We start from the raw sequence: 22,475 nt of genomic DNA, 5'->3' as shown, positions 1-22,475 counted from the left end.
TGATTCAAGGAAAAGCAGATGACGGGAGTCGAACCCGCCTGTCAAGCTTGGGAAGCTTGCATTCTACCGATGAACTACATCTGCAACAAGTTACATTTTACAGAGAATGTGCTATAATTTCAAGAGTATTGTTGGTTTTTTGATTATTAAATAATATTCAAAAAAAGGGAGAAATAGTATGACAGAAAAAATCAAAAAAGTGGCAGGTAAGGGGAAAGGCCTTGCCGGGGAATTTCGCGAATTCATTATGCGCGGCAATGTAATGGATATGGCAGTCGGTGTTATTATCGGCGGCGCATTCCAGAAGATCATCTCATCTTTGGTAGATGACATCATTATGCCTGTTATCAGTCTTCTTACAGGCGGAATCGACTTTAACAACAAATTCGTCGTTCTTGACGGCGGCTCCTATGCAACACTGGATGCAGCCAAGGAAGCCGGTGCAGCTACTCTTAACTACGGAACATTTATCACTGTAGTTATCAACTTCATCCTTATGGCACTGGTTATTTTCCTCCTTGTTAAAACTATGAACCGCGTAGCAGAGAGATTTGCCAAGGAAGAGGCTGAGGCTCCTGCAACCACCAAGATCTGCCCTCGTTGTAAGAGCGAGATCAACATTGAGGCCACCCGTTGCCCTCACTGCACATCTGAACTTGGTGAATAATTTTATTTAATGGTTTTTACTGCGGATGAGATATAATGAAAGTATCTCATCCGTTTTTATGATATAGAAAATTTCTCCGAAATTCCTATATCATAAAAAACGCTCCGCTATGGATGCGCACTCGCGCGATAGGAATATGTTGCCTTCAGCAACCGCGCTCGGCACGAGAATGTCGCAAGCGACATTCTTTATTGTGAAAGGAATTAATATGGCAAAAGAAATATGGCGTCCGGGAAATATGCTTTATCCTATACCTGCAGTGATGGTCAGCTGTCAGAGACAGGGGGAGAAGCCTAATATAATAACAGTGGCATGGGCAGGAAATGTCTGCAGTTCTCCCGCGATGCTCTCAATATCCGTCAGAAAAGAGAGATATTCCTACGATATCATCAAGGAGTCCGGAGAGTTTGTGGTCAACCTTACCACAAAGAAACTGGCCAAGGCCACAGACTGGTGCGGCGTCAGATCCGGAAGGGATTACGACAAGTTTAAGGAGATGAAGCTCACTCCTTTACCATCTCAGAAAATATCAGCTCCCGGAATAGCAGAGTGCCCTGTCAATATTGAATGTAAGGTTCATTCCATTGTTGAGCTCGGAAGTCATGATATGTTTATCGGTGAAGTTGTCAGCGTATCTGTTGATGATGCTTACATGGACAGCAAGGGCAGATTCAATCTGGCAAAGTCCAATCCCATAGCATATTCCCACGGAGAATACTACACTTTGGGAGAAAAGGTTGGCAAATTTGGCTATAGTGTAGTCAAAAAGACGAAAAATACGAAAAAGAGCAAAAATAACAAAAAGAACAAGTGAATATGGTAAAATAGAATTGTTATTTGACTAATTCAGGACAGGTATAAAAATGATTGAGTATTTAAGGCATATACAACTTAGTGTGATGCTTTTCCTCAGCGGCAGCTGTGGAGTTCTCGTCTTACTTGCCTTTTCAACCAAAACACTTACACCTAAGCGCAGGCAGGCTCTTGTTTGTCTTGAGGCAGAGGCTATGTTGCTTCTTCTTGCAGACAGACTGGCCTACGCCCACAGAGGGGATATCAGCTCAAAAGGATGGTGGATAGTTCGTATCAGTAATTTTCTTGTTTATCTGCTGTCTTTGTTTGTTGCGCATGCATTTAATCTCTATCTCATGGATCTTTACAAAATAGAGGGCAGACTCAATAAGATTCCCAAAAGACTCATCGCCTGTGAGGCCATTTTTTCTGTTGGACTTATCACTCTGATCGTTTCTCAGTTTACCGGTTTCTATTATGTTTTTGACGAAAATAACTATTATGTCAGATCCTCCGGCTTCGTGATAAGTTATCTTTTCCCCTTTGCAATTGCTGTTCTGCAGTTTTCTGTTATTTATTCCTACAGACAGATCATGGAGAAGAAAATTGTTACATTGCTCCTTCTTTTCCTTATCCTTCCTTATGTTGCGACAGGATTACAGTTTTTCCTCTATGGCTTATCACTTACCAATATAACCATGGTGGGAATGTGCGTGCTGTTGTATCTTTTTGAAATCATGAATCTCAATAAGATGCAGGAGGAAAAGCTTGAAGCCCAGAGGGCTAACAGTGCCAAATCCAGGTTTTTAGCCAATGTATCCCATGAGATTCGAACTCCTATCAATACGATCATGGGCATGGATGACATGCTCATAAGAGAGGACCCCGCCGGTGTTCCCAAGGCATATTATATGTCCATCATGAACTATGCCTTTGATATTATGGCTGCATCCGAGACTTTGCTTGGATTTATCAATGACATTCTCGATATTTCCAAGATCGAGTCCGGAAAAATGCATTTGGTTGAGATGGACTATACAATCAGAGACCAGCTCTGCAGCATTATTTCCATGATAAAAGTAAAGAGCGATCAGAAGGATCTTTCTTTTGACATGGATATTGATGAAAATATTCCTTCCAAGTTGTACGGCGATATGGCCAAGATAAAACAGGTGGCTCTTAATCTGCTTACCAATGCCGTAAAGTACACCGAACAGGGTGGCCTTAAGTTTACGGTTAAGGTTGTAGAAAAGGATAATGAGTCCTGCAAGCTCAGATTTTCTGTTGAAGATACCGGCATCGGAGTAAAGCCTGAGGACATAGACAAGCTCTTTACCGCCTTTGAACGCCTGGATGAAGCCAAAAATCTCAGTATCCAGGGAACAGGGCTTGGTCTTGATATTTCCAGACAGTTTGCTGAGATGATGGGGGGCAAGATCTGGTGCGAAAGCGTTTACGGACAGGGCTCCACCTTTACCTTTGAGGTTAGCCAGAAAATCGTTGATGATACTCCTGTAGGAAAGATTGATATTTCAATTCTCAATGAGCACAAAGGTCCTTTCAGACCTTCATTTAAAGCTCCGAAAGTATCTGTTCTGATGGTGGATGACAATCCTATGAACCACACTGTTATCAAGGCTGCTCTTAAAGAAACTGAGATGAAGATAGACAGCTCTATGTCAGGGCAGGGAGCTCTTAACAAGCTTAAAACAAATCATTATGATCTGGTGCTTCTGGATCATCTGATGCCTCAGATGGATGGGTTGGAAGTGATCAAGCATATAAAAGAAGACTTCCCGAATATGCCTGTAATTGCATTGACAGCTGACTATTCCTCGGATGCAAAGGTCTTTTATGAGTCCCATGGATTTGATGGCTATCTTTCCAAGCCTGTAAACAGTGAGCTTTTGGACAGAGAAATCATGAGGCTTTTGCCGGAGGAACTTGTTACCCCCAATACCGTTATCAGTAATGGCGAAAATGAAGAACTGCCGGATGATATGAAGTGGCTATATGAGGTAGAGGGCATAGATGTTTCAGAGGGCATTAAGAATAGCGGAGGAGTTCAGCCATACATTTTTGCCCTGCTGTTATTCCTGGATACCATCGATGAAAATGCCAGAGTACTTGATGATGCTTACTATGATTATGATATAGCACTGTTTTCCATCAAGGTACATGCTCTGAAAACCTCTGCCAGAATAATTGGTGCCAAACAGCTTATGGAGCTGTGTGCAAATATTGAAAGAGCAGGTAAAAAGGGAGACCCGCGTTTTGTAATCGATAATTATGAAGAAATGATCGGCATGTATAAGGGATTTAAGGAAAAGCTCTCGAGACTTTCCTATTTGAGCGGAGATCTGGGTGATAAGAGAGAATTTATTTCGCAGGAAGAGCTTGTGAAGGCCTACGGACATCTCAGGGATTATGCCGAAGATATGGATTATGATTCTGCCGAAGAGCTTATCAGTAAGATGAAAAAATGTGATCTTGAACAGGGAGATGCCGCTATTGTGGCTGAGGCTGAAAAGGCTCTCAGAAACCTTGACTGGGACAAGATGATCGAGGTCCTTGATCAGAAGTAATATGGAGGTTGTTATTTGACAAACGATAACTTTGTAAGAAAACACAAAACTTCAGAACCTGTTGTGGCGATCTGCTACGACTTTGATAAGACACTGTCTCCTGATGATATGCAGGCCCAGGGCTATATACAGTCCGTGGGCTATGATGTGCCCAAGTTCTGGGAGGCCTGTACCAAGCTTGCCAGAGATAATGACATGGATCAGAACCTGGCATATATGTACAAAATGCTTCAGGAATCTGAGGGGAAGCTTATTCTTAACAGGAAGACGCTGGAAGAATATGGCAGCAAGGTTCAGCTTTTTCCCGGTGTAGAGGACTGGTTTGAACGCATACGCCATTATGGCAAGGAAAAAGGCGTAATTGTTGAGCATTATATCATTTCTTCCGGTCTTAAGGAAATGATAGAAGGCACAGTTCCTGCTAAGAACGGTGCTTTCGAGAAAATTTATGCCAGTTGTTTTTATTATGATGAAAAGGGTGTTGCCAGGTGGCCTGCCCAGGTGGTCAACTATACCAACAAGACTCAGTTTTTGTTCAGGATAGAAAAGGGAGTTCTTGATATAAACGACCCCGGGGTTAATGACTATTGCGCTCCGGAGGATAGGAGGGTTCCCTTCAGGAATTTTGTTTACATAGGCGACAGCGATACGGATGTGCCTTGTATGAGGCTTGTAAATGCCTACGGCGGGCATTCCATCGGAGTATATAATCATGAGACCGGTGACAAGACCAAGGTCTACAAGATGATGTATGAGAACAGGATCAAGTACTTTGCTGCAGCCAATTATCAGGATGGAAGCGAGCTTGATCAGCTGGTGAAATGTATCATTGACAGAACTGCCAGCAACGAAAAGCTTGAAAATTTCTATTACAAGGACAAAAAAGAATTTACTGCCAATATGAATATTAAGTGAGATAAAAAGGAGAGGAACATGCAGAGAGTAGAAAAGTTTTTGAAGGAAGTGGGAACCTATTATCTTGCAACTGTAGAGGGAGATCAGCCAAGAGTAAGACCTTTCGGCACTGTGAACCTTTTTGAAGGAAAGCTCTATATCCAGACGGGCAGAATGAAAGAGGTCTCCAAGCAGATCCATAAGAATCCCAAGTGTGAGATCTGTGCCTTTAACAATGATGAATGGCTCAGAATCTCCTGCACTCTGGTAGAGGATGACAGAAGAGAAGCAAAGGCAAGCATGCTTGATGCTTATCCTTCACTTCAAAATATGTACAGCGCTGATGACAGAAATACAGAGGTGTTCTATATGAAGGATGCCACTGCAACCTTCAGCTCTTTTGTTCATGCACCGGAAGTAGTTAAGTTCTGATTATTTTGAGGTAATCACGTGGCACATATTTCAGATTATGTGAAATGGAGGGGAGATCTTTCTTTTAAGGAAAGACCTTTTCGTATAGAGGACAATTTCATTCTTTCTGAGCTGGTATATACCGATCTTAAGGACGTCATTGCTTTTGATGAAGAGGTTTCTCTCTCCGATGCCGTGGAAAGAGCAAAGCGAAAGGGACCTATTAAGGTTACCAGAGCAGGCGCAGGCCCGGAGGATATGGCATTTGTTGTTTCCTGCGGGGAGTCGGTTCGTTTCGGAAATATGATTCTTAGGGATTTTCAGGATATTGTGGACCACTCTGACAAACAGTTTGCGGCAGTTACCTATATCCTGGATGACGGAACTACGGTCATAACTTACAGAGGTACTGACAGCACGATAATCGGCTGGAAAGAGGACTTCATGATAAGTTATACTAATGTGCCTTCCCAGGAAATGGCTCTCGACTATGCCAGAAAGCATGTGGATATGGCCCCCGGAAGGGTTATTATCTGCGGCCATTCCAAGGGTGCTCATTTGGCGCTGTTTGCTGCGGCCCATTTATCTGAGGAGCAACAGAATAAAGTTACTGAAGTCTACATGAATGACGGTCCCGGTTTTTGCGAAGATGTGCTTAACAGGGAACTGATAGACAGAATTAAAGATAAGGTCACCAAGATCACTCCTGAATATTCTGTTATAGGAAGGCTTTTTGAACCTGAGCCCGGAAAGAACATTATCATCAAGAGTTCAGCGATGGCGATTCTTCAGCACAATATGCAATCCTGGGATATCTGTGAATCAGGGCTTATAACCTGTGAAGACCATGCGCCCGAGAGCTACCTTTTGAATCATCTTATAGAGAAATTTGTAGAAGGAATGGATTTGGGGGCACGAGAGAACTTTGTGGATACTCTTTTTGATTCCATGGCTGAAGGGGGAGCCACAACCATTAAGGAATTCGCCGCTCAAGGTCCTGCTGCCTTCGAGAACATCATGTTCAAGATGGCAGGAAATGACGCTCTTAATCTGAAGAACAAGGCGGAAAATATCAAGAAAGAAGATGACAAGTCCAGGAACATTTTTTCCAGGGTCTGGGGACTTATTAACCGGAAAAGGCTTGTCCGAATTGCATTATCACTTGTATTATCGATTTTGTGTTTCAGCTTTCCTGATTTTGCCATGGAATCAGTGGTGTTTATCCTGGTCGTATTTGTCTGCATATATGAAGTTGTGCTGACAGCAAGGCATTTGAAAGAATCGAATTGGAATTTTACCAAAGAAAGACCCAGAGTTTCCGTGTGTATTGTTCTTTGGGTTATGGTTTCAGCCCTTCTTGTAAAAAGAGGATCCCTGTTTGTTATATCAAGTATGGTTATTGGGATTATTCTTTTGACATTGGCATACCAGAATCTTATTAACTTTAAGATATATAACGACAAATATTTTGAACGTTTCAGATATTCTTTTGAAGGAATAGTAACACTTCTTCTTGGAAGCTATATACTGCTGGTTCCTGATATCGGCAACAGCTGGTATATGTATTCCTGTGGATTTTTGCTTTTGATCGATACTATTTTTGAACTTATGAAAGCTATAAGAGACAGCAGAAAGAAAAGATAACACTGAAAAAGAGCCACCACTTAAGTGATGGCCCTTTTCTTATGAGATGCGAGGCATATGAACGCCCCACATGAAGGTAAGTTTATGTTAACATTACTCCACTGAAATTACTATTAAATACATATAAAATATGATGCTACAAAAGGCTTTTTGCGATATACTATGAAGTGGGTATGCGGGGCCTTGTGGTTCTGCATTCTTTTAATTATATGCAAAAAAGGAAAAAAGATATGCCTGAAAATATGAAATCCGCTCTGGTAGCCATGAGCGGAGGCGTTGACAGTTCAGTGGCAGCCAAGCTCATGAAGGACAGGGGCTATGATTGCATGGGCTGTACAATGAGACTCTATGAAAATGACATGATAGGAGAGGATCTTTTCGGCACCTGCTGCAGCCTTAAGGATACACAGGATGCCAGAGATGTCTGTGAAAGGATCGGTATTCCTTATAATATCTATCACTACGAAGCTGAGTTCAGGGACAAGGTTATAGAACCCTTTGTCTGCAGCTATGAAAAAGGCGAGACCCCTAATCCCTGCATCAGATGTAACCGGTATCTCAAATTTGACAGCCTCTATAATAAGGCCAGAGAACTGGGGTATAACTATATAGTTACCGGTCATTATGCGAGAATTCGTGAAAAGGACGGACTTTTTTATTTGTTGAAGGCCAATGACCTTAACAAGGACCAGAGCTATGTACTCTATGATCTGACTCAGGAGCAGCTTGCTCATACTGTATTTCCCTTGGGAGAACTCACTAAGACCCAGGTCAGGGAAATCGCTGATGATAACGGTTTTGTGACCTCTCACAAGAAGGAGAGCCAGGATATATGCTTTGTTCCCGATGGCGATTACGCCGGAATGATAGAGAGATACAGAGGAAAGAAATATCCTAAGGGAGATTTTGTAGACCTGGAAGGCAATGTTCTTGGAACTCATCAGGGAATTATAAACTATACCATCGGACAGAGACGCGGTCTTGGAGTTCCTGCAGACAGAAGACTATATGTCACAAGACTTAATGTGGAAGAAAATAAGGTTATTCTGGCGGATGATGCTGACCTCTTCAAAAAAGAACTGATTGTAAGGGACTTCCACTATATTACTGGAGAGGTTCCTTCAGAGCCTTTTGAGTGCAGTGCCAAGATCAGATACAGGCACAAGGAACAGCCATGCACAGTCACTGCTCTTTCAGATGGAACCGCCAAAATAGAATTCCATGAGCCCCAAAGGGCTATTACTGCCGGACAGTCGGCTGTCCTATATGATGGTGATATCGTTCTTGGTGGCGGTATCATAGATAGAGTTATTAACGATTAAAAAACAGGGAGTTTGCCATGGCAAAAAAGATTAGCAAAGGAATGTTCGGACTTTTCTTTGAGGACATAAATTATGGCCTTGATGGAGGCCTTCACGCAGAAATGCTTGAAAACAGGGCGTTTGAGTTCCTGGAAGGACATGGATATAAGGATCATTATTATCAGAAGGGGGCTTATCTCTATGGATGGAATTCTTATCCTGATGAGGCTTCAGCCAAGCTTTCGATTCTTGATATTGAACCACTGAATGATGTTAATACCCATTATCTCAGTGTTAAGACAACAGCTGATAACTACGGTTTTTCCAATAAGGCCTATGACGGTATCTTTATGAAGGCCGGAAGCGGTGCTTCTGTCAGTTTTTATGCCAAGACCTGTGGCGCCGGCAGTGTTTCCGTAAAAATCTTTTCTAAGGAAGGAAAAGAATTATGCACTTCCGGAGAAATTGTGGTTAAGGGCAAAGAGTGGACTAAGTATGAGTGCAAGCTCAGTACAGATGCTCTGATAGAAGAAGGATTATTTACGGTTGTAATTAAGAATCCTTCAGTGATCTGCTTTGATCAGTTCAGAATGTATCCTGATGATGCGGTGCTTGGCCTTTTCAGAAAGGATCTTGCAGAACTACTCAAGGACATTCATCCGGGATTTATGAGATTCCCCGGTGGATGTATTATCGAGGGAAATGAACTTACCAACAGATATCAGTGGAAAAAATCTGTGGGCCCCTCTGAGGAGAGAAAGTCCAACTGGAACAGATGGGCTGTTCATGGAAATGATGACGGAAAGAAGGATATAGGCAGCTTCCCATATTACAATCAGACGTTGGGAATCGGATACTATGAATATTTCCTTCTTTGCGAATACCTGGAATGTGAGCCGCTTCCTGTAATGAATGTGGGCCTTGCCTGTCAGTATCAGTCCAGTGAGCTGGTAGACAGCAGCTCTCCTGAATTTGACGTGTTTGTACAGGATGCTCTTGATCTTATTGAATTTGCCAACGGTGATGTTTCAAGCAAGTGGGGATCCCTTCGCTGTGAAATGGGACATCCCGAGCCCTTTAATATGAAATTCATTGGAATCGGCAATGAACAGTGGGAGACTGATAAGGTTGATTTCTTCCATCGCTATGAAGCTTTTGAGAAGGCTATCCATGAGAAGTATCCTGAGATTAAATGCTGCGGAAGCGCAGGCCCTGATGTTACATCACAGCATTATAAGGATGCCTGGGATCATTTTTCTCCGAGAATGAAAGAAAGAGCAGATTACAGTGTAGCTGTGGACGAGCATTACTATGTTTCAGACAAATGGATGTATGAAAATGTCCATATGTATGATAACTATGAGAAACACAAAAAGGTTTTCGCCGGAGAGTATGCTTGCCATATCAACGGTGACAGGAAGCCTCAGGAGCGCAACAGCTTCGGTGCTGCTCTGGCTGAGGCGGCCTTTATGACTGGCCTTGAGAGAAATGCGGATGTGGTTCTTATGGCTTCTTATGCGCCTTTATTTGCAAGGCTTGGCTATGCTCAGTGGCATCCGGATCTTATCTGGTTTGACGCACAGAGGGCTTACGGCACTCCCAGCTATTATGTTCAGAAGATGTATGCTCGTTTCACCGGAACAGAGGTTATAGAGGCTGATTTTTCATCTTATGAAAAAGATAAAGTATATGTCACTGCTTCCAGGGATGACGAGAGGATATATATAAAAGTTATTAATGCCGGTTCAAAGGATGTGTCCGTAAAACTTTCGGATATAACCGGAAATGCAGCACAGGAGTTTTACATCATGGAAGGCGATGTGGACGGCTGTAACAGTGTAGAGGAGCCTTTGAAGGTTTCTCTTAAGAAAAAAGATGAGACTGTGAGCGAAGAATTTTTATCAAAGAAGAATACCATTGCAGTTCTTGTTTTTAAAGCTTAACGGAGATTTATATGGAAATGTTTAAACTGATCCCTGCCTGTAAGGATTATCTATGGGGAGGGCACAGACTTGCCTCAGAATACGGAATCAAATATGATGGGGACATTCTTGCTGAAGCCTGGGTTCTGGCTTGTCACAAGGACGGTTCTTCCATCATTGCTGACGGGGAATTTGCGGGAAAAAGCCTGGATAATGTCCGTGATGAGATAGGCTGGGAATTTCTCGGGACTAATTGCAAAGACTGCTCTGAGTTTCCGATTCTGATAAAGTTTATAGATGCCAAGAGGGCCTTATCTATCCAGGTTCATCCTGATGACGAATATGCCAATGCCAATGAGAATCAGCCCGGTAAGACTGAGATGTGGTATGTACTTGATGCCAATGAGGATTCCTATTTATATCAGGGCTTTGACCATGAGATAACCCGAGAAGAATTTGAGGAGAGAATCAAAAGTAATACCCTTACTGAAGTTCTTAATAAAGTAAAGGTCAAGAAAGGTGATGTTCTTTTTATCCCGCCCAAGACATTACATGCCATCGGGGAAGGAATTATCATCGCAGAAATTCAGCAGAATTCAAATGTGACTTACAGAATATATGATTACGGAAGACTTGGGGCGGACGGAAAGCCAAGACAGCTCCACATTAAGCAGTCTTTGGATGTTACAAGTCTTAAGAGGCCTGAACCATACACCTGTACATCAGGACATCTTGTCAGCTGTGATTTCTTTGATGTTGACCATGTTATAGTTACACAAGACAGGGCTTATGAAGAAGTGGCTGATGAGAGATCATTTGTCAGCATTATTGCCATAGAAGGAAAATCAAAGGTATCCTGCGGCGGTAAAACTGTTTTATTGGAAAAAGGGGAGTCCTTATTTATTCCTGCTTCTTCCGGTAAGTATACAGTTACGGGGGATAGCGAGATTTTGATCACAAGAATTCCGGAACATCATTAATTATAGGGGGGAGAATTATGTTATTTGGAGCACTGGAAGCCGGCGGGACCAAGATGGTTGTTGCAATTGGAGATGAAAACGGGAAGATTTTAGAGCAAAAATCAATTCCTACCACTACTCCTGCGGAAACAATGCCTCTTATCGAAGAGTATTTTAAGAGGAAAGATATCAAGGCTCTTGGAGTAGCCTGCTTTGGACCTATTGATCTGTGTAGAGAGTCTGAAACCTATGGCTATATCACATCCACGCCCAAGACAGCCTGGAAGAATTACAATATTGTCGGAGAACTGAAGGACAAGCTTGGAATACCTGTGGGCTTTGATACCGATGTCAACGGATCTCTTCTTGGGGAGATAACCTGGGGATGTGCCAAAGGCCTTACTGATGCCATATATCTGACCATAGGCACAGGCATAGGCGGCGGTGTCATGACTAATGGAAAGCTTCTTCACGGAATGCTTCATCCGGAGCTTGGTCATATCAGACTTGGTAAACTGCCATCTGATAAAGGTGAGTGCATTTGTCCTTATCACGAGGATTGCTTCGAAGGCCTCGCATCAGGACCTTCTATAGAGAAACGCTGGGGCAAAAAAGCTGTGGAACTGGCGGAGAATGATAATGTCTGGGAGCTGGAGGCGGATTATATAGGTATGGCTTTATCCAATTTCTGCATGACTCTCAGCCCTCAGAAGATAATTCTCGGCGGCGGTGTTATGCATCAGAAGCAGCTGTTTCCTATGATCAGGGCTGCTTTTGCCAGATATAATGCCGGATATATCAATACAGAAACACTGAAAAATCTTGAGGAATACATAGTTCCTGCAAGCCTCAATGATGACCAGGGAATCATGGGAGCCATTAAGCTTGCTATGAACGAATATGAGATAAATTGATGAGCTTGGAAAAGTTGGAAGAATATAATTCCTGCAGGATCTGTCCAAGGAACTGCGGCATAGATAGGAATAAAACTAAAGGTTATTGTAAGGAAGGCAGCATGCTGCATGTCAGCAGAGCTGCCCTTCATATGTGGGAAGAACCCTGTATTTCAGGCTCGGCCGGTTCCGGAACTGTGTTCTTTTCCGGATGCAATATGGGCTGTGTCTTTTGTCAGAACCAAAAGATAAGCAGGGGAGAAGTGGGGAAATATATAGATATATCAAGGCTTACTGGGATTTTTTTTGAACTGAAGGATAAAGGGGCCAATAATATCAATCTTGTTACGGCGGATATGTTCATACCGTCTGTGCGAATTGCTATAGAATCCGCCAGAAAACAGGGGTTTGATCTTCCTTTTCTTCTTAATACTTCCTCATATCTGAATTTAGATATGGTAAAAAGTCTCGAAGGACTTATAGACATTTATTTACCTGATTTGAAATACATCAGAAACGAAGATGCCATAAGATACAGCAATGCTCCCGGATATGTGGAGGCCGCCAAAGCTGCTATCGATGAGATGGTGAGACAGAAGCCTGAATGTATATTTGAGGATAAGGACGGGGAGAGTATAATCCAAAAGGGTGTTGTCATAAGGCACCTTCTTATGCCGGGAATGCTGATACAAGCCAAGATGATAGTGAAATATCTGTATGAAAGATATGGAGACAAGGTGTATATCAGTCTTATGAATCAGTTTACTCCCAACGGTCAGTTGGAGGCTTTTCCTGAGATAAACAGGACTATAACAGAAAAAGAATATGACAGTCTTATAGATTATGCTGCAAATATGGGCGTGGTAAAGGGATTTATGCAGGTGGGAGAGACTGCAAAAGATAGTTTTATCCCTGATTTTGACTGTCAGGGAATATGAAAAGAAGCTGGTGATTACCAGCTTCTTTTCATTGGGGGGGTATACAAATTGATATATAAAAAGGTAAATGAATATGGGGTAGCAAATTAAATGTTTGAGCTTAGCCGAGATAAACTCCTTTTGCTGCAAGCTCTTTGTAATATGAAAGTGACTCGTTAAAAAAATCTTTTATTGCTTTTATCATGGTTAATCTCCTTTTTAAAAACAACTACTTAAATCTTTATCATCACTGCCTGTCGACATATTGTACTTTACAACTTTCAGGTATATAATACATGTCATAAAAATTAAAAAAGTAGCCAAATCTTGCATAAGGATATTTGAGAATAGGAGAAAATGCTATGCTTCCTATATATAAGGATAACGGTGTTGGTCTTACAATATACCAGAGAAAGAGCGTTCACAGTGCTCCTCATCTTCACAGAGCAGTTGAATTTGTTTATGTGACAGAGGGGGAATTGGCGATAGGAGTTGGCCAAAATCTATATGCCATGCAAAAGGGTGACTTTGCCGTTGTTTTTCCTGAAATGGTCCATCATTATCAGGTGTTCTCTGATGGTGATAACCGCGCTACGTATATTCTGGCTTCTCCCAACCTGGCCACAGGCTATCAGAACGAGATATCGAACTTAAGCCCCTTGGAACCGGTCATATGTAAGAGGGATGTGCATCCCGATATCATATATGCAGTAAAAGCCATCTGCGATGAATTCGCCTCCGGCCTCGAACGCCAGGACATCAAAGAGCTTACCAAGGACCAGAATGCATTGGCCCTTTCTTATATACATATATTGTTGGCCAGATCTATTCCGAAGCTGGAGCTCGTTCCAAAGGCAGAAATCGGTAGTGATGACTTGATATACAAGACAGTTTCGTACATATCTGCGCACTTTGCCGATAACATTTCATTGACCTCCATGGCCCATGACCTTGGAATAAGCCAATTTACTTTATCGAGAGTTTTCTCGAAGACTTTCCACAGGAATTTTAATCAATACCTGAATGAAGTGCGTCTTGACTATGCCCAGACCATGCTACGATACACGGATAAGCAGATCACAGAGATATGTTATGACGCCGGTTTTGAAAGCCAGCGAACCTTTAACAGATGCTTTGCTGAAAAGTACCATCTTTCTCCGAGAGAGTATAGAAAGAATATTTTGCTTGGCGATAAAAATCAATAAAAAAGAGCTTACTTCGAATGCTGTCGGAGTAAGCTCTTTATTTGGCTTAGAAATTGGTGGATCCTCTTTTGACGAGTTCGCCGGAGAAGATGGTCTTCTGGGGCATCTCATTCTGGCTGAGGGTTCCGATCAGGGTCTTCACAAGCTGAATGCACATATCTTCAAGTCTGTTGTCTACAGATGAGATATCGGGTTCTGAACAAAGAGTAAGTATTGAATTGTTATAACCGATAATCTGCAGATCGCCGGGAACATTGATATTGTTGGCTCTTGCGAAGTTCATGGCACCGATGGCAAGGAAATCATCACTGGTTACTATGCCGTCGAATTTTAAGCCCTTTTTGTAGAGGCCTTCCACAAAATTCTTAACACCGTCAATATCTTCGTGGCTTCCCTTGAAGCACTGCTGCATCTGCTTCTTCACAGGAATATCATGTGAGAGAAGAGCGTTCTGGAAACCTGCAAGCTTCTTTAATCCACTGTAGGAATTACTGTTGTAAAGATAAAGAATATCTTTGGTTCCTGAAGCAAGCATTTTTTCTGTTGCATCCTGTGTAGCCTTGTAGTCATCACAGAGAGTGCAATATACGTTGGGACAGTCAAAATCAGCATTGAGAAGCATGATAGGTACAGTTGCTGCAGCATCTCGTACATATTGATTGTCCTCAGAGTTGTTCATGATGAAGTTGGAACCTACCATTACAACCGAATCAACATGCTGAGAGAGCAGAAGATTAAGAGATTCCTTTCTGGATTGCATCTCATAACCGGTACAGCAAAGTACTGAATTATATCCGTTCTCACGAAGATTCTGTTCTATATAATAAATAGCTTTGGCAAGATAAAGGTCTGATGCATCTGCGCAAAGAATGCCGATGGTCTTCATGGAGTTAAGGCCAAGACCTCTTGCAAAGGCATTGGGCTTGTATCCGTACTGCTCGATAATATCCATAACCTTTTTTCTGGTTCTGGGTTTAACATTGGTGCTTCCGTTAAGAACACGAGACACAGTGGCAATGGATACTCCGGCCTTCTTGGATATGTCATAGATAGTCATCTGGCTACTCATAGGCTTATCTCGTTTCTAAATCGAATTTAAAGTATCTAACTGCGTTGTTGTAGGAGATATCCTTGGCGATCTCACCCAGAATATCAATATCCTCTGCAGGATATTCGCCGTTCTCAACAAGGGAACCAAGGTAATTGCAAAGGATCCTACGGAAGTAATCATGTCTTGTATAGGAAGTGAAGCTTCTTGAATCTGTGAGCATTCCGACAAATCCTGAAAGGTTTCCGGACTCAGCAACTGATGCAAGCTGTTCCTCCATACCGATCTTGGTATCATTGAACCACCATGCGCTTCCCTGCTGGATCTTGGCAACAACAGGAGCCTCGTTAAATGCATTGAGTGTGGTATTGATGATCTTGTTATCGTTAGGGTTAAGACTGTAAAGAATTGTCTTAGGAAGAGAATTCTTGCAGTGCAGAGCGTTAAGGAAATCTGCCAGCTCAGCCATAGGGTAGTAAGCTGCGATTGTATCATAACCTGTATCAGGACCAAGCTTCTCATACATAGGAGTATTGTTGTCGCGCTTGCATCCGAAGTGAAGCTGAAGAACCCAGTCTCTCTTCTTGATCTCTTCCCCCTCGAAGAGCATGAAGGCTGTCTCATACTTAAGAGAATCCTCATAGCTGATCTCTTCACCGGCCATACGTCTTGCGAAGATCTTCTCGATTTCTTCGTCTGAAGCGGGTCTGTACATAACATATTCAAGAGCGTGGTCTGTTACGCTGCATCCCTTGGAAGCGAAATAGTCGAGTCTTACTCTGAGTGCCTCTTTAAGTGAAGCAAATGAATCAATCTTAACACCGCTTACTTCTGAAAGAGTAGCAATATAAGAGATGAATTCCGGTTTGGTGATATTCTTGGCCTTGTCAGGTCTCCAAGCAGGAAGAACCTTAACATCGAAAGATGCATCTTCTCTGATCTTATCGTGCCATTCAAGAGTATCGATAGGATCATCGGTTGTGCAGATAAGTGTTACACCGGACATCTTGATGAGTTTACGTACACTCATGTCAGGTGACTGAAGAACCTTGTTGCAGATGTCATATACTTCCTCTGCGGTCTTTTCATTAAGTACACCATTATAACCGAAATACTTGCGAAGCTCTAAGTGAGCCCAGTGATAAAGCGGATTGCCTACAGCCTTGCCGAGGCATTTTGCGAACATTAAGAATTTCTCCTTGTCAGGAGCATCCCCTGTCATGAACTTTTCATCTACGCCGAAAGCGCGCATAAGACGCCATTTATAATGATCCCCACCGAGCCATACCTGAGTAATAGTTTCGAAATGACGGTCTTCTGCAATTTCCTTGGGACTGATGTGGCAATGATAATCAAGAATTGGCATATTTTCTGCGTAATCGTGATATATAGTCTTAGCTGCATCAGACTGAAGAAGGAAATCTTTGTCCATAAAAGTCTTCATTTACATACCCTCCCAAATTTTTTCCATTATTTAAGTGTAAAGAGCAAAAAATAAATGTAAGCATTTTCATATTTTTTACAAAGGTATTATACAAGACGCGAATACTAAATACAATAGGAAAAATTTATTGACGATTATGGAGTTTAAATATATGATTTAACTGTAAACGCTTACATGAATGTTTAAGGGTTCTGTAATATTTGTAATAATGTTAACGAGCAAAAAATGTAAGAATGTAAAAGAGGTAAGAGAATGGGAAAATTTTTACAGATTCATCCGGAAGATAATGTAATTGTATGTCTTGAGCCTATGGCAAAGGGCGAGACAGTTGCTATTTCAGATGGCAGAGTGGTTACTTCATTAGAAGAGATTCCTGCAGGCCATAAGATGGCCATAAAAGAGATTGCAGCAGATTCTAACGTGGTTAAATATGGATATGCTATAGGACATGCCACAGAGAATATTGCAGAGGGAAGATGGGTTCACACCCATGATATCAAGACCAATCTCGAAGGTATTCTTGAATATAAGTATGAACCAAACACAGAGGATATTGAGAAAAAGAAAGCACTTATGGGTTCTAAGAAGGCTTCCTTCAAGGGCTTTGTAAGAAAAGACGGACGTGTTGGAATAAGAAATGATATTTGGATCATTCCTACAGTAGGCTGTGTAAATAACATTGCAACAGCCCTTGCCAACAAGGCAAGCAGAATGTTGAAGGGTAATGTGGATGAGGTTATAGCTTTCACACATAATTATGGATGCTCTCAGACCGGAGATGATCAGGAGCATACAAGAACAATCCTTTCTGATCTTATCAAGCACCCCAATGCAGGCGGTGTCCTTGTTCTTGGCCTTGGCTGCGAGAACAGCAATATCGATGTTCTTATGCCATATATCGGTGAGTATGACAAGGAAAGAGTTAAGTTCCTTGTGGCTCAGAAGTCTGATGACGAAATTGCTGAGGGTCTTGAACTATTACAGGAACTTATTGATGCAGCAGCCGGAGATGAGAGAGAAGAAGTTGATGCTTCCAAGCTTATCATAGGCCTTAAATGCGGCGGATCCGACGGATTTTCAGGAATTACTGCCAATCCGCTGGTTGGAAGAATTTCCGATAAGATCGTGGAATGTGGCGGAACATCTATTCTTACTGAGGTTCCTGAGATGTTTGGAGCTGAGACTATTCTTATGAATAGATGTAAGGATGAGAGTACTTTTAATGATACAGTTAATATGATCAATGGTTTCAAGGACTATTTCACCAGACAGGGCGAGCCTATCTATGAGAATCCTTCACCCGGAAACAAGGCCGGCGGCATAACAACCCTGGAGGATAAATCCCTTGGATGCACACAGAAATCCGGTGATTATCCGGTAATGAACGTTCTTGAGTATGGTGAAAGAACTGATGTTACAGGTCTCAATCTTTTGTGTGCTCCAGGTAATGATCTTTGCGCAGCTACTGCATTGGCCAGCTCCGGTGCACAGATCGTGCTGTTTACAACAGGAAGAGGAACACCTTTTGCATGTCCTGTTCCTACTATGAAAATTGCAAGTAACAATACTATTGCAGATAAAAAGGGTAACTGGATCGACTTCAGAGCAGGCCAGATTCTTGAGGGCAGAACCTTTGATGAACTCAGTGAAGAGCTCTTTGACAAGATCCTCAGAACCGCATCAGGAGAGAAGCTTAAGCATGAAGAAGCAGGCTTCCATGATATGGCAATATGGAAGAGAGGCGTAACCCTCTGATCAATTTCTGACAGATAGACAAATTGCACAGTGGATGTTTGGAATTTCCCTTTGTAATTTGTCTATTTTTATGTCTGAATGAAATGTAAGGGGATTTTTTTAAAAAAAATTTGTAAATTTTTGATATGTAAGCACTTACGGAAATCCAGTAAAATCGCCGCTTCTGGGAAAAAGTAACCAATGCTGGTATTTTTTTAACAAAATTCGTGCTTGCAAAGGATTTCATTACATGTTAAAGTACACACATAAGCAAGTGAAAACGCTTACATTTAATTTTCAATATTTAAACTGGGAGGAACAAATTAAATGAAGAAGAAAGCTTTATCATTACTTCTGTCAACAGCTATGGTAGCTTCTCTTGCAGCTTGCGGATCAGAGACCGCTCCTGCTGGAACAGACACACAGACTGCTGACAACACAACAGCAACACAGACAGAGGCTCCTGCAGCTACTGAGACAGCAGAGACAGCAGAGACACCTGCTGCTGCAGAGGACTTCACACTTGAGACTCTTAACATCGTAGTTGATGGAACACTTACAGCTACAGTTGAGAACGGACAGGACGCATTCAAGGCACAGTGGGAAGCTGCTGTATCTGAGAAGCTTGGTCACCCTGTAACACTTAACATCAACCAGCTTGATCACTCTGATTATTCAGGCACTGTATCACGTCTTCTTACAACAGGTCAGCCTGGTGATCCTGATTATCCTGATGCTCTTATCATGAGCGCTACAATGCTCAGACAGTATCAGACAACAGGGCTCCTTTGGGATATGGCTGATGCTTATGCAAATGCTGAGTTCCAGTCAAGAGTTACTCTTCCTTCAGTTAACGAGAACATGAAGGACAGCCAGGGACACCTTTACGGCTTTGCTCCTACATATGGTAACGGATGTGTTACTTATGTTAAGAAGTCATGGCTTGATGCTGCTGGAATGTCAATCGATGACATCAAGACTTTCGATGATTACTATGCAATGCTTAAGGCATTCGCTGAGAAGGAGTCAGGCACATACGGCGTAATCGCAGCTGGTTATGGTAAGCTTGATGAGGCTCCTTACATCAACTATATGCCTGAGTTCTGGCAGGGTGCATATCCTTCATTCTATCAGAAGGATGGCGTTTGGGTAGATGGTTTCCAGGAACAGGCTACTGTAGATGCTCTTGCAAGACTTGCACAGGCTTATGCTGATGGCATTATCGATCCTGATACAGAGGAAGCTGGAACAAAGCAGGCTCGTGAGAAGTTCTTCTCTAACGACCAGTCAACATCAGAAGGTGTATTCACATACTGGGCTGGAACATGGCTTAGAACTCTTACAGATAACATGGCTAAGCAGGAAGTTGACAACGATCTCGGCGATGAGAGACTTGTACAGCTTGCTCCTATCCAGGAGATCAAGGATACATGGGGCGGATATATCAACAGAGAAGCTCCTGTTTGGGTAATCACAGACGACCAGGATGGTTCAAGCGCTCGTGAGCAGGCTATCTTCGATGCTCTTCTTGAGACAATGCTTGATGGTGACAAGGTTCAGACACTTTGGACATATGGTGCTGAGGATGTTCACTGGTCAACAAAGGCTGAGTCCTTCACAACTAACCCTGATGACCCTGACAAGAAGAAGGATTATGAGTACGCTGATGGTGAGTTCCACCTTAAGCAGTCTCCTAACGATCCTAACACTGTATGGAAGAAGAACCACCTTGATCCAGTTCTTGTAATCGCTCCTCTTACAAACGGTTTCGTTGATAGCGACGAGCTTGTACAGGCTGGTAACAAGTTCTTCACAGAGAACTGTGTAGATGCTCCTGCAGCTGCATCTTGTGATACTCTTACAGAGAACGAGGCTACTCTTGTAGAGCTTAAGACAACTCTTATGAACCAGGCTGTAACTGGTGAGATCACACCTGAGGATGCTATTGCACAGTATCAGGCAGAAGTTGGCGATATCGCTCAGCAGATCGTAGACGAGCTCAACGCTCAGTAATTCTAAGAAGAAATAAATAGTTTTAACTATATTCCCACCCCTGAGGGGTACAAGATATCTTCATTGGGGGTGGGGTTTTTTTGGAAAATTTCACGTTAAATTGATATAATAAAGTAGTAACGTGAACGTAATTTTGAAAGGGAGAGGGTTGCTATGAGTAAGAAACAAAATGTTGCTACGACATCCACTGGCGCTCCTATTAATAAAAAATCTCTTAGCACACGCATTAAGAACAATTTTGGTTATTACCTTATGTTCTTACCTGTATTGGTTTTCGTAATAATCATCTATTACTGGCCAATGCTCGGAGTTCGTTACTCATTTTATGAGTACAAGCTCAGAAACATTAACTGGGTGGGTCTTAAGAACTTCCAGACTATGTTTGCTAAGAAGGAGTTCTGGACTGCATTTAGTAATACATTACAAATTTCTATAACCAAACTTTTGATCACAACCTTTGCATCTGTATTGGTATCTGTATTCCTTAATGAGATGCATAATATGTTTGCAAAGAAGACACTGCAGACAATCATCTATTTACCACACTTTATGTCATGGGCAGTTGTTGCCGCTATTTTCCAGTTGTTCTTGTCTAAGTCTTCAACAGGTTTCGTTAATGAAACATTGAAGTCATGGGGAGTTTTGACTACAAGTATTGACTTCCTTCACACCAAGTCAATGTGGCGACCAATTTTCTACATGATCAATATCTGGAAAGAAACAGGTTGGGGAACCGTTATTTTCCTTGCAACCCTTTCCGGAATCAATCCTGAGCTCTATGAGGCAGCTGATATCGATGGTGCTTCAAGACTTCAGAAGATCTGGTATGTAACAGTACCTGCTCTTATGAATACGGTAATTATCGTGCTGATCCTTAACCTTGCTAAGGTTCTTAACCTTTTTGAATCAGTATTCGTTTTATATAACAACCGTGTATTTGACGTATCCGATGTTATTTCAACCTACATCTATCGTCAAACATTCCTTACTGCAATTCCGGATTACGGATATACTACCGCCGTTGGCTTGTTCAAGTCTCTGGTTGGTTGTGCTCTTGTTCTTATCTGTAACTGGGCAAGTAAGAAGATCCGTGGACGCGGAATTATTTAAGGAGGAGACATTATGGCACAGGCTAAACAGGCTCAGATGCATGTTAAATCTAAAAAACCCAGAGTGCATGTATTTGACGTAGTTAACTATATTGTATTCGTTATTGTTGCTTTAGTAGTTCTCATTCCTATTTGGAAGGTAGTAGTTGACTCCTTCAATGCTGTAGGTGTTTATCAGTTCAGATTCTGGCCTGAGGACTTTACCTTTAACGGATATCTTACAATCTTTACAACAGTAAGACTTTACAGACCATTCCTTAACTCAGTTATCACAACTGTTTTAGGAACACTTCTTGGTCTTGTTCTTTCAACACTTGGTGGCTATGTACTTACTCAGGAAGACATGCCCGGAAGAAACTTCCTTTCTTTCTTCCTGCTTTTCACCATGATCTTCAGTGGTGGTATGATTCCTGAATACCTTGTTATGAAGCAGCTCCATCTTGTAGATACAATTTGGATCCTGGTTATCAAGCATGGTATGAACGTATATAACCTGGTACTTATGAAGAACTTCTTCGAGGGTATCCCCGGTTCACTCTTCGAGGCTGCTAAGATCGACGGCTGCAGCCCTATGGGGATCTTCTTCAAGATTGTGCTTCCTCTTTCCAAGGCAGCTCTTGCATCAATCGGTCTTATGTATGCCGTAACTGTATGGAACGACTACAGCACAGTACAGATCTATATTACAAATCCTGATCACGTTAACTTCCAGTACAAGCTGAGAGTTATGATCATGGACGGAGATACACCTACAACTGCATATAAGGTTTCACAGAATACACTGTATTATGCAGCTATCGTATGTGCGATCCTTCCTTTCATGATTGCATATCCTTTCCTTCAGAAATACTTTGTACAGGGTGTTAATGTAGGAGCTGTAAAAGAATAATTTATTAAAAATCAGGGGAACTTCGGTTCCCCTTTTCTATTAACGGGG

Annotated in this window: 18 protein-coding genes and 1 tRNA gene; 16 read left to right on the top strand and 3 right to left on the bottom strand. The window is 42.1% G+C overall.

Annotated elements, in window-relative coordinates:
* Window positions 1-13 precede the first annotated feature (13 nt).
* Window positions 14-84, bottom strand: a tRNA-Gly gene (locus tag T359_RS0101805).
* A gap of 94 nt (window positions 85-178) precedes the next feature.
* Between T359_RS0101805 and mscL the strand changes: the two genes are divergently transcribed.
* The 12 genes from mscL to T359_RS0101740 all read left to right on the top strand — a co-directional run bounded on the left by mscL (window position 179) and on the right by T359_RS0101740 (window position 14,190).
* Window positions 179-667 carry a large conductance mechanosensitive channel protein MscL gene (gene mscL, locus T359_RS0101800; RefSeq protein ID WP_051544858.1) on the top strand — a complete coding sequence of 163 codons (489 nt, stop codon included), beginning with the start codon at window positions 179-181 and terminating at the stop codon, window positions 665-667.
* A 208-nt stretch (window positions 668-875) separates the two neighbouring features.
* Entirely contained in the window at window positions 876-1,481 is a 606-nt protein-coding gene (locus tag T359_RS0101795; RefSeq protein WP_026515990.1) for a flavin reductase family protein, read from the top strand.
* A 49-nt stretch (window positions 1,482-1,530) separates the two neighbouring features.
* Window positions 1,531-4,044, top strand: coding sequence for an ATP-binding protein (locus T359_RS18970; protein ID WP_081795299.1), 2,514 nt, complete (start codon window positions 1,531-1,533; stop codon window positions 4,042-4,044).
* Between the two features lie 15 nt (window positions 4,045-4,059).
* A complete protein-coding gene (locus tag T359_RS0101785) occupies window positions 4,060-4,959 on the top strand; it encodes an HAD family hydrolase (protein WP_026515989.1) in 900 nt (299 codons plus the stop codon).
* Window positions 4,960-4,977: 18 nt separating this feature from the next.
* Entirely contained in the window at window positions 4,978-5,370 is a 393-nt protein-coding gene (locus tag T359_RS0101780; protein WP_026515988.1) for a pyridoxamine 5'-phosphate oxidase family protein, read from the top strand.
* A gap of 18 nt (window positions 5,371-5,388) precedes the next feature.
* Window positions 5,389-6,993, top strand: coding sequence for an Mbeg1-like protein (locus T359_RS0101775; protein ID WP_026515987.1), 1,605 nt, complete (start codon window positions 5,389-5,391; stop codon window positions 6,991-6,993).
* A 230-nt stretch (window positions 6,994-7,223) separates the two neighbouring features.
* Window positions 7,224-8,315: a tRNA 2-thiouridine(34) synthase MnmA gene (gene mnmA / locus T359_RS0101770; protein WP_242839022.1), complete on the top strand. Its 1,092-nt coding sequence runs from the start codon at window positions 7,224-7,226 to the stop codon at window positions 8,313-8,315.
* 17 nt (window positions 8,316-8,332) lie between these two features.
* Window positions 8,333-10,237: an alpha-L-arabinofuranosidase C-terminal domain-containing protein gene (locus T359_RS0101765; protein WP_026515985.1), complete on the top strand. Its 1,905-nt coding sequence runs from the start codon at window positions 8,333-8,335 to the stop codon at window positions 10,235-10,237.
* 11 nt (window positions 10,238-10,248) lie between these two features.
* A complete protein-coding gene (locus T359_RS0101760) occupies window positions 10,249-11,196 on the top strand; it encodes a type I phosphomannose isomerase catalytic subunit (protein WP_026515984.1) in 948 nt (315 codons plus the stop codon).
* A gap of 17 nt (window positions 11,197-11,213) precedes the next feature.
* Window positions 11,214-12,089 carry an ROK family protein gene (locus T359_RS0101755; RefSeq protein WP_026515983.1) on the top strand — a complete coding sequence of 292 codons (876 nt, stop codon included), beginning with the start codon at window positions 11,214-11,216 and terminating at the stop codon, window positions 12,087-12,089.
* The gene (locus T359_RS0101750; protein WP_197027043.1) at window positions 12,089-13,006 is read left to right on the top strand and encodes a radical SAM protein; all 918 of its coding nucleotides are present in this window, start codon (window positions 12,089-12,091) and stop codon (window positions 13,004-13,006) included. The genes T359_RS0101755 and T359_RS0101750 overlap by 1 nt, the downstream gene beginning before the upstream one ends.
* Before the next feature lie 341 nt (window positions 13,007-13,347).
* Window positions 13,348-14,190 carry a helix-turn-helix domain-containing protein gene (locus T359_RS0101740; protein WP_026515981.1) on the top strand — a complete coding sequence of 281 codons (843 nt, stop codon included), beginning with the start codon at window positions 13,348-13,350 and terminating at the stop codon, window positions 14,188-14,190.
* 46 nt (window positions 14,191-14,236) lie between these two features.
* Here the strand turns inward: T359_RS0101740 and T359_RS0101735 are convergent, their stop codons facing one another.
* Together T359_RS0101735 and uxaC are read right to left on the bottom strand one after the other, a co-directional pair.
* Window positions 14,237-15,259: a LacI family DNA-binding transcriptional regulator gene (locus T359_RS0101735; protein WP_242839021.1), complete on the bottom strand. Its 1,023-nt coding sequence runs from the start codon at window positions 15,257-15,259 to the stop codon at window positions 14,237-14,239.
* Window positions 15,260-15,263: 4 nt separating this feature from the next.
* Window positions 15,264-16,682, bottom strand: coding sequence for a glucuronate isomerase (uxaC, locus tag T359_RS0101730; RefSeq protein ID WP_026515979.1), 1,419 nt, complete (start codon window positions 16,680-16,682; stop codon window positions 15,264-15,266).
* A 252-nt stretch (window positions 16,683-16,934) separates the two neighbouring features.
* Between uxaC and T359_RS0101725 the strand changes: the two genes are divergently transcribed.
* From T359_RS0101725 to T359_RS0101710, 4 genes are all read left to right on the top strand, one after another.
* Complete coding sequence (locus tag T359_RS0101725) at window positions 16,935-18,437, top strand: UxaA family hydrolase (RefSeq protein WP_026515978.1); 1,503 nt, start codon at window positions 16,935-16,937, stop codon at window positions 18,435-18,437.
* A gap of 306 nt (window positions 18,438-18,743) precedes the next feature.
* Window positions 18,744-20,429, top strand: coding sequence for an ABC transporter substrate-binding protein (locus T359_RS0101720; protein WP_026515977.1), 1,686 nt, complete (start codon window positions 18,744-18,746; stop codon window positions 20,427-20,429).
* Between the two features lie 153 nt (window positions 20,430-20,582).
* Window positions 20,583-21,539, top strand: a complete 957-nt coding sequence (locus T359_RS0101715; RefSeq protein ID WP_026515976.1) for an ABC transporter permease — start codon at window positions 20,583-20,585, stop codon at window positions 21,537-21,539.
* A 12-nt stretch (window positions 21,540-21,551) separates the two neighbouring features.
* The gene (locus tag T359_RS0101710; RefSeq protein WP_081795298.1) at window positions 21,552-22,427 is read left to right on the top strand and encodes a carbohydrate ABC transporter permease; all 876 of its coding nucleotides are present in this window, start codon (window positions 21,552-21,554) and stop codon (window positions 22,425-22,427) included.
* The last annotated feature ends 48 nt before the right edge of the window (window positions 22,428-22,475 follow it).

It is taken from the genome of Butyrivibrio sp. MC2021, from assembly GCF_000621605.1.
Classification (GTDB): Bacteria; Bacillota; Clostridia; order Lachnospirales; family Lachnospiraceae; genus Butyrivibrio.
The sequence above is the reverse complement of the archived record's forward strand: the minus strand, read 5'-3'. Positions and strand labels throughout refer to the sequence as shown.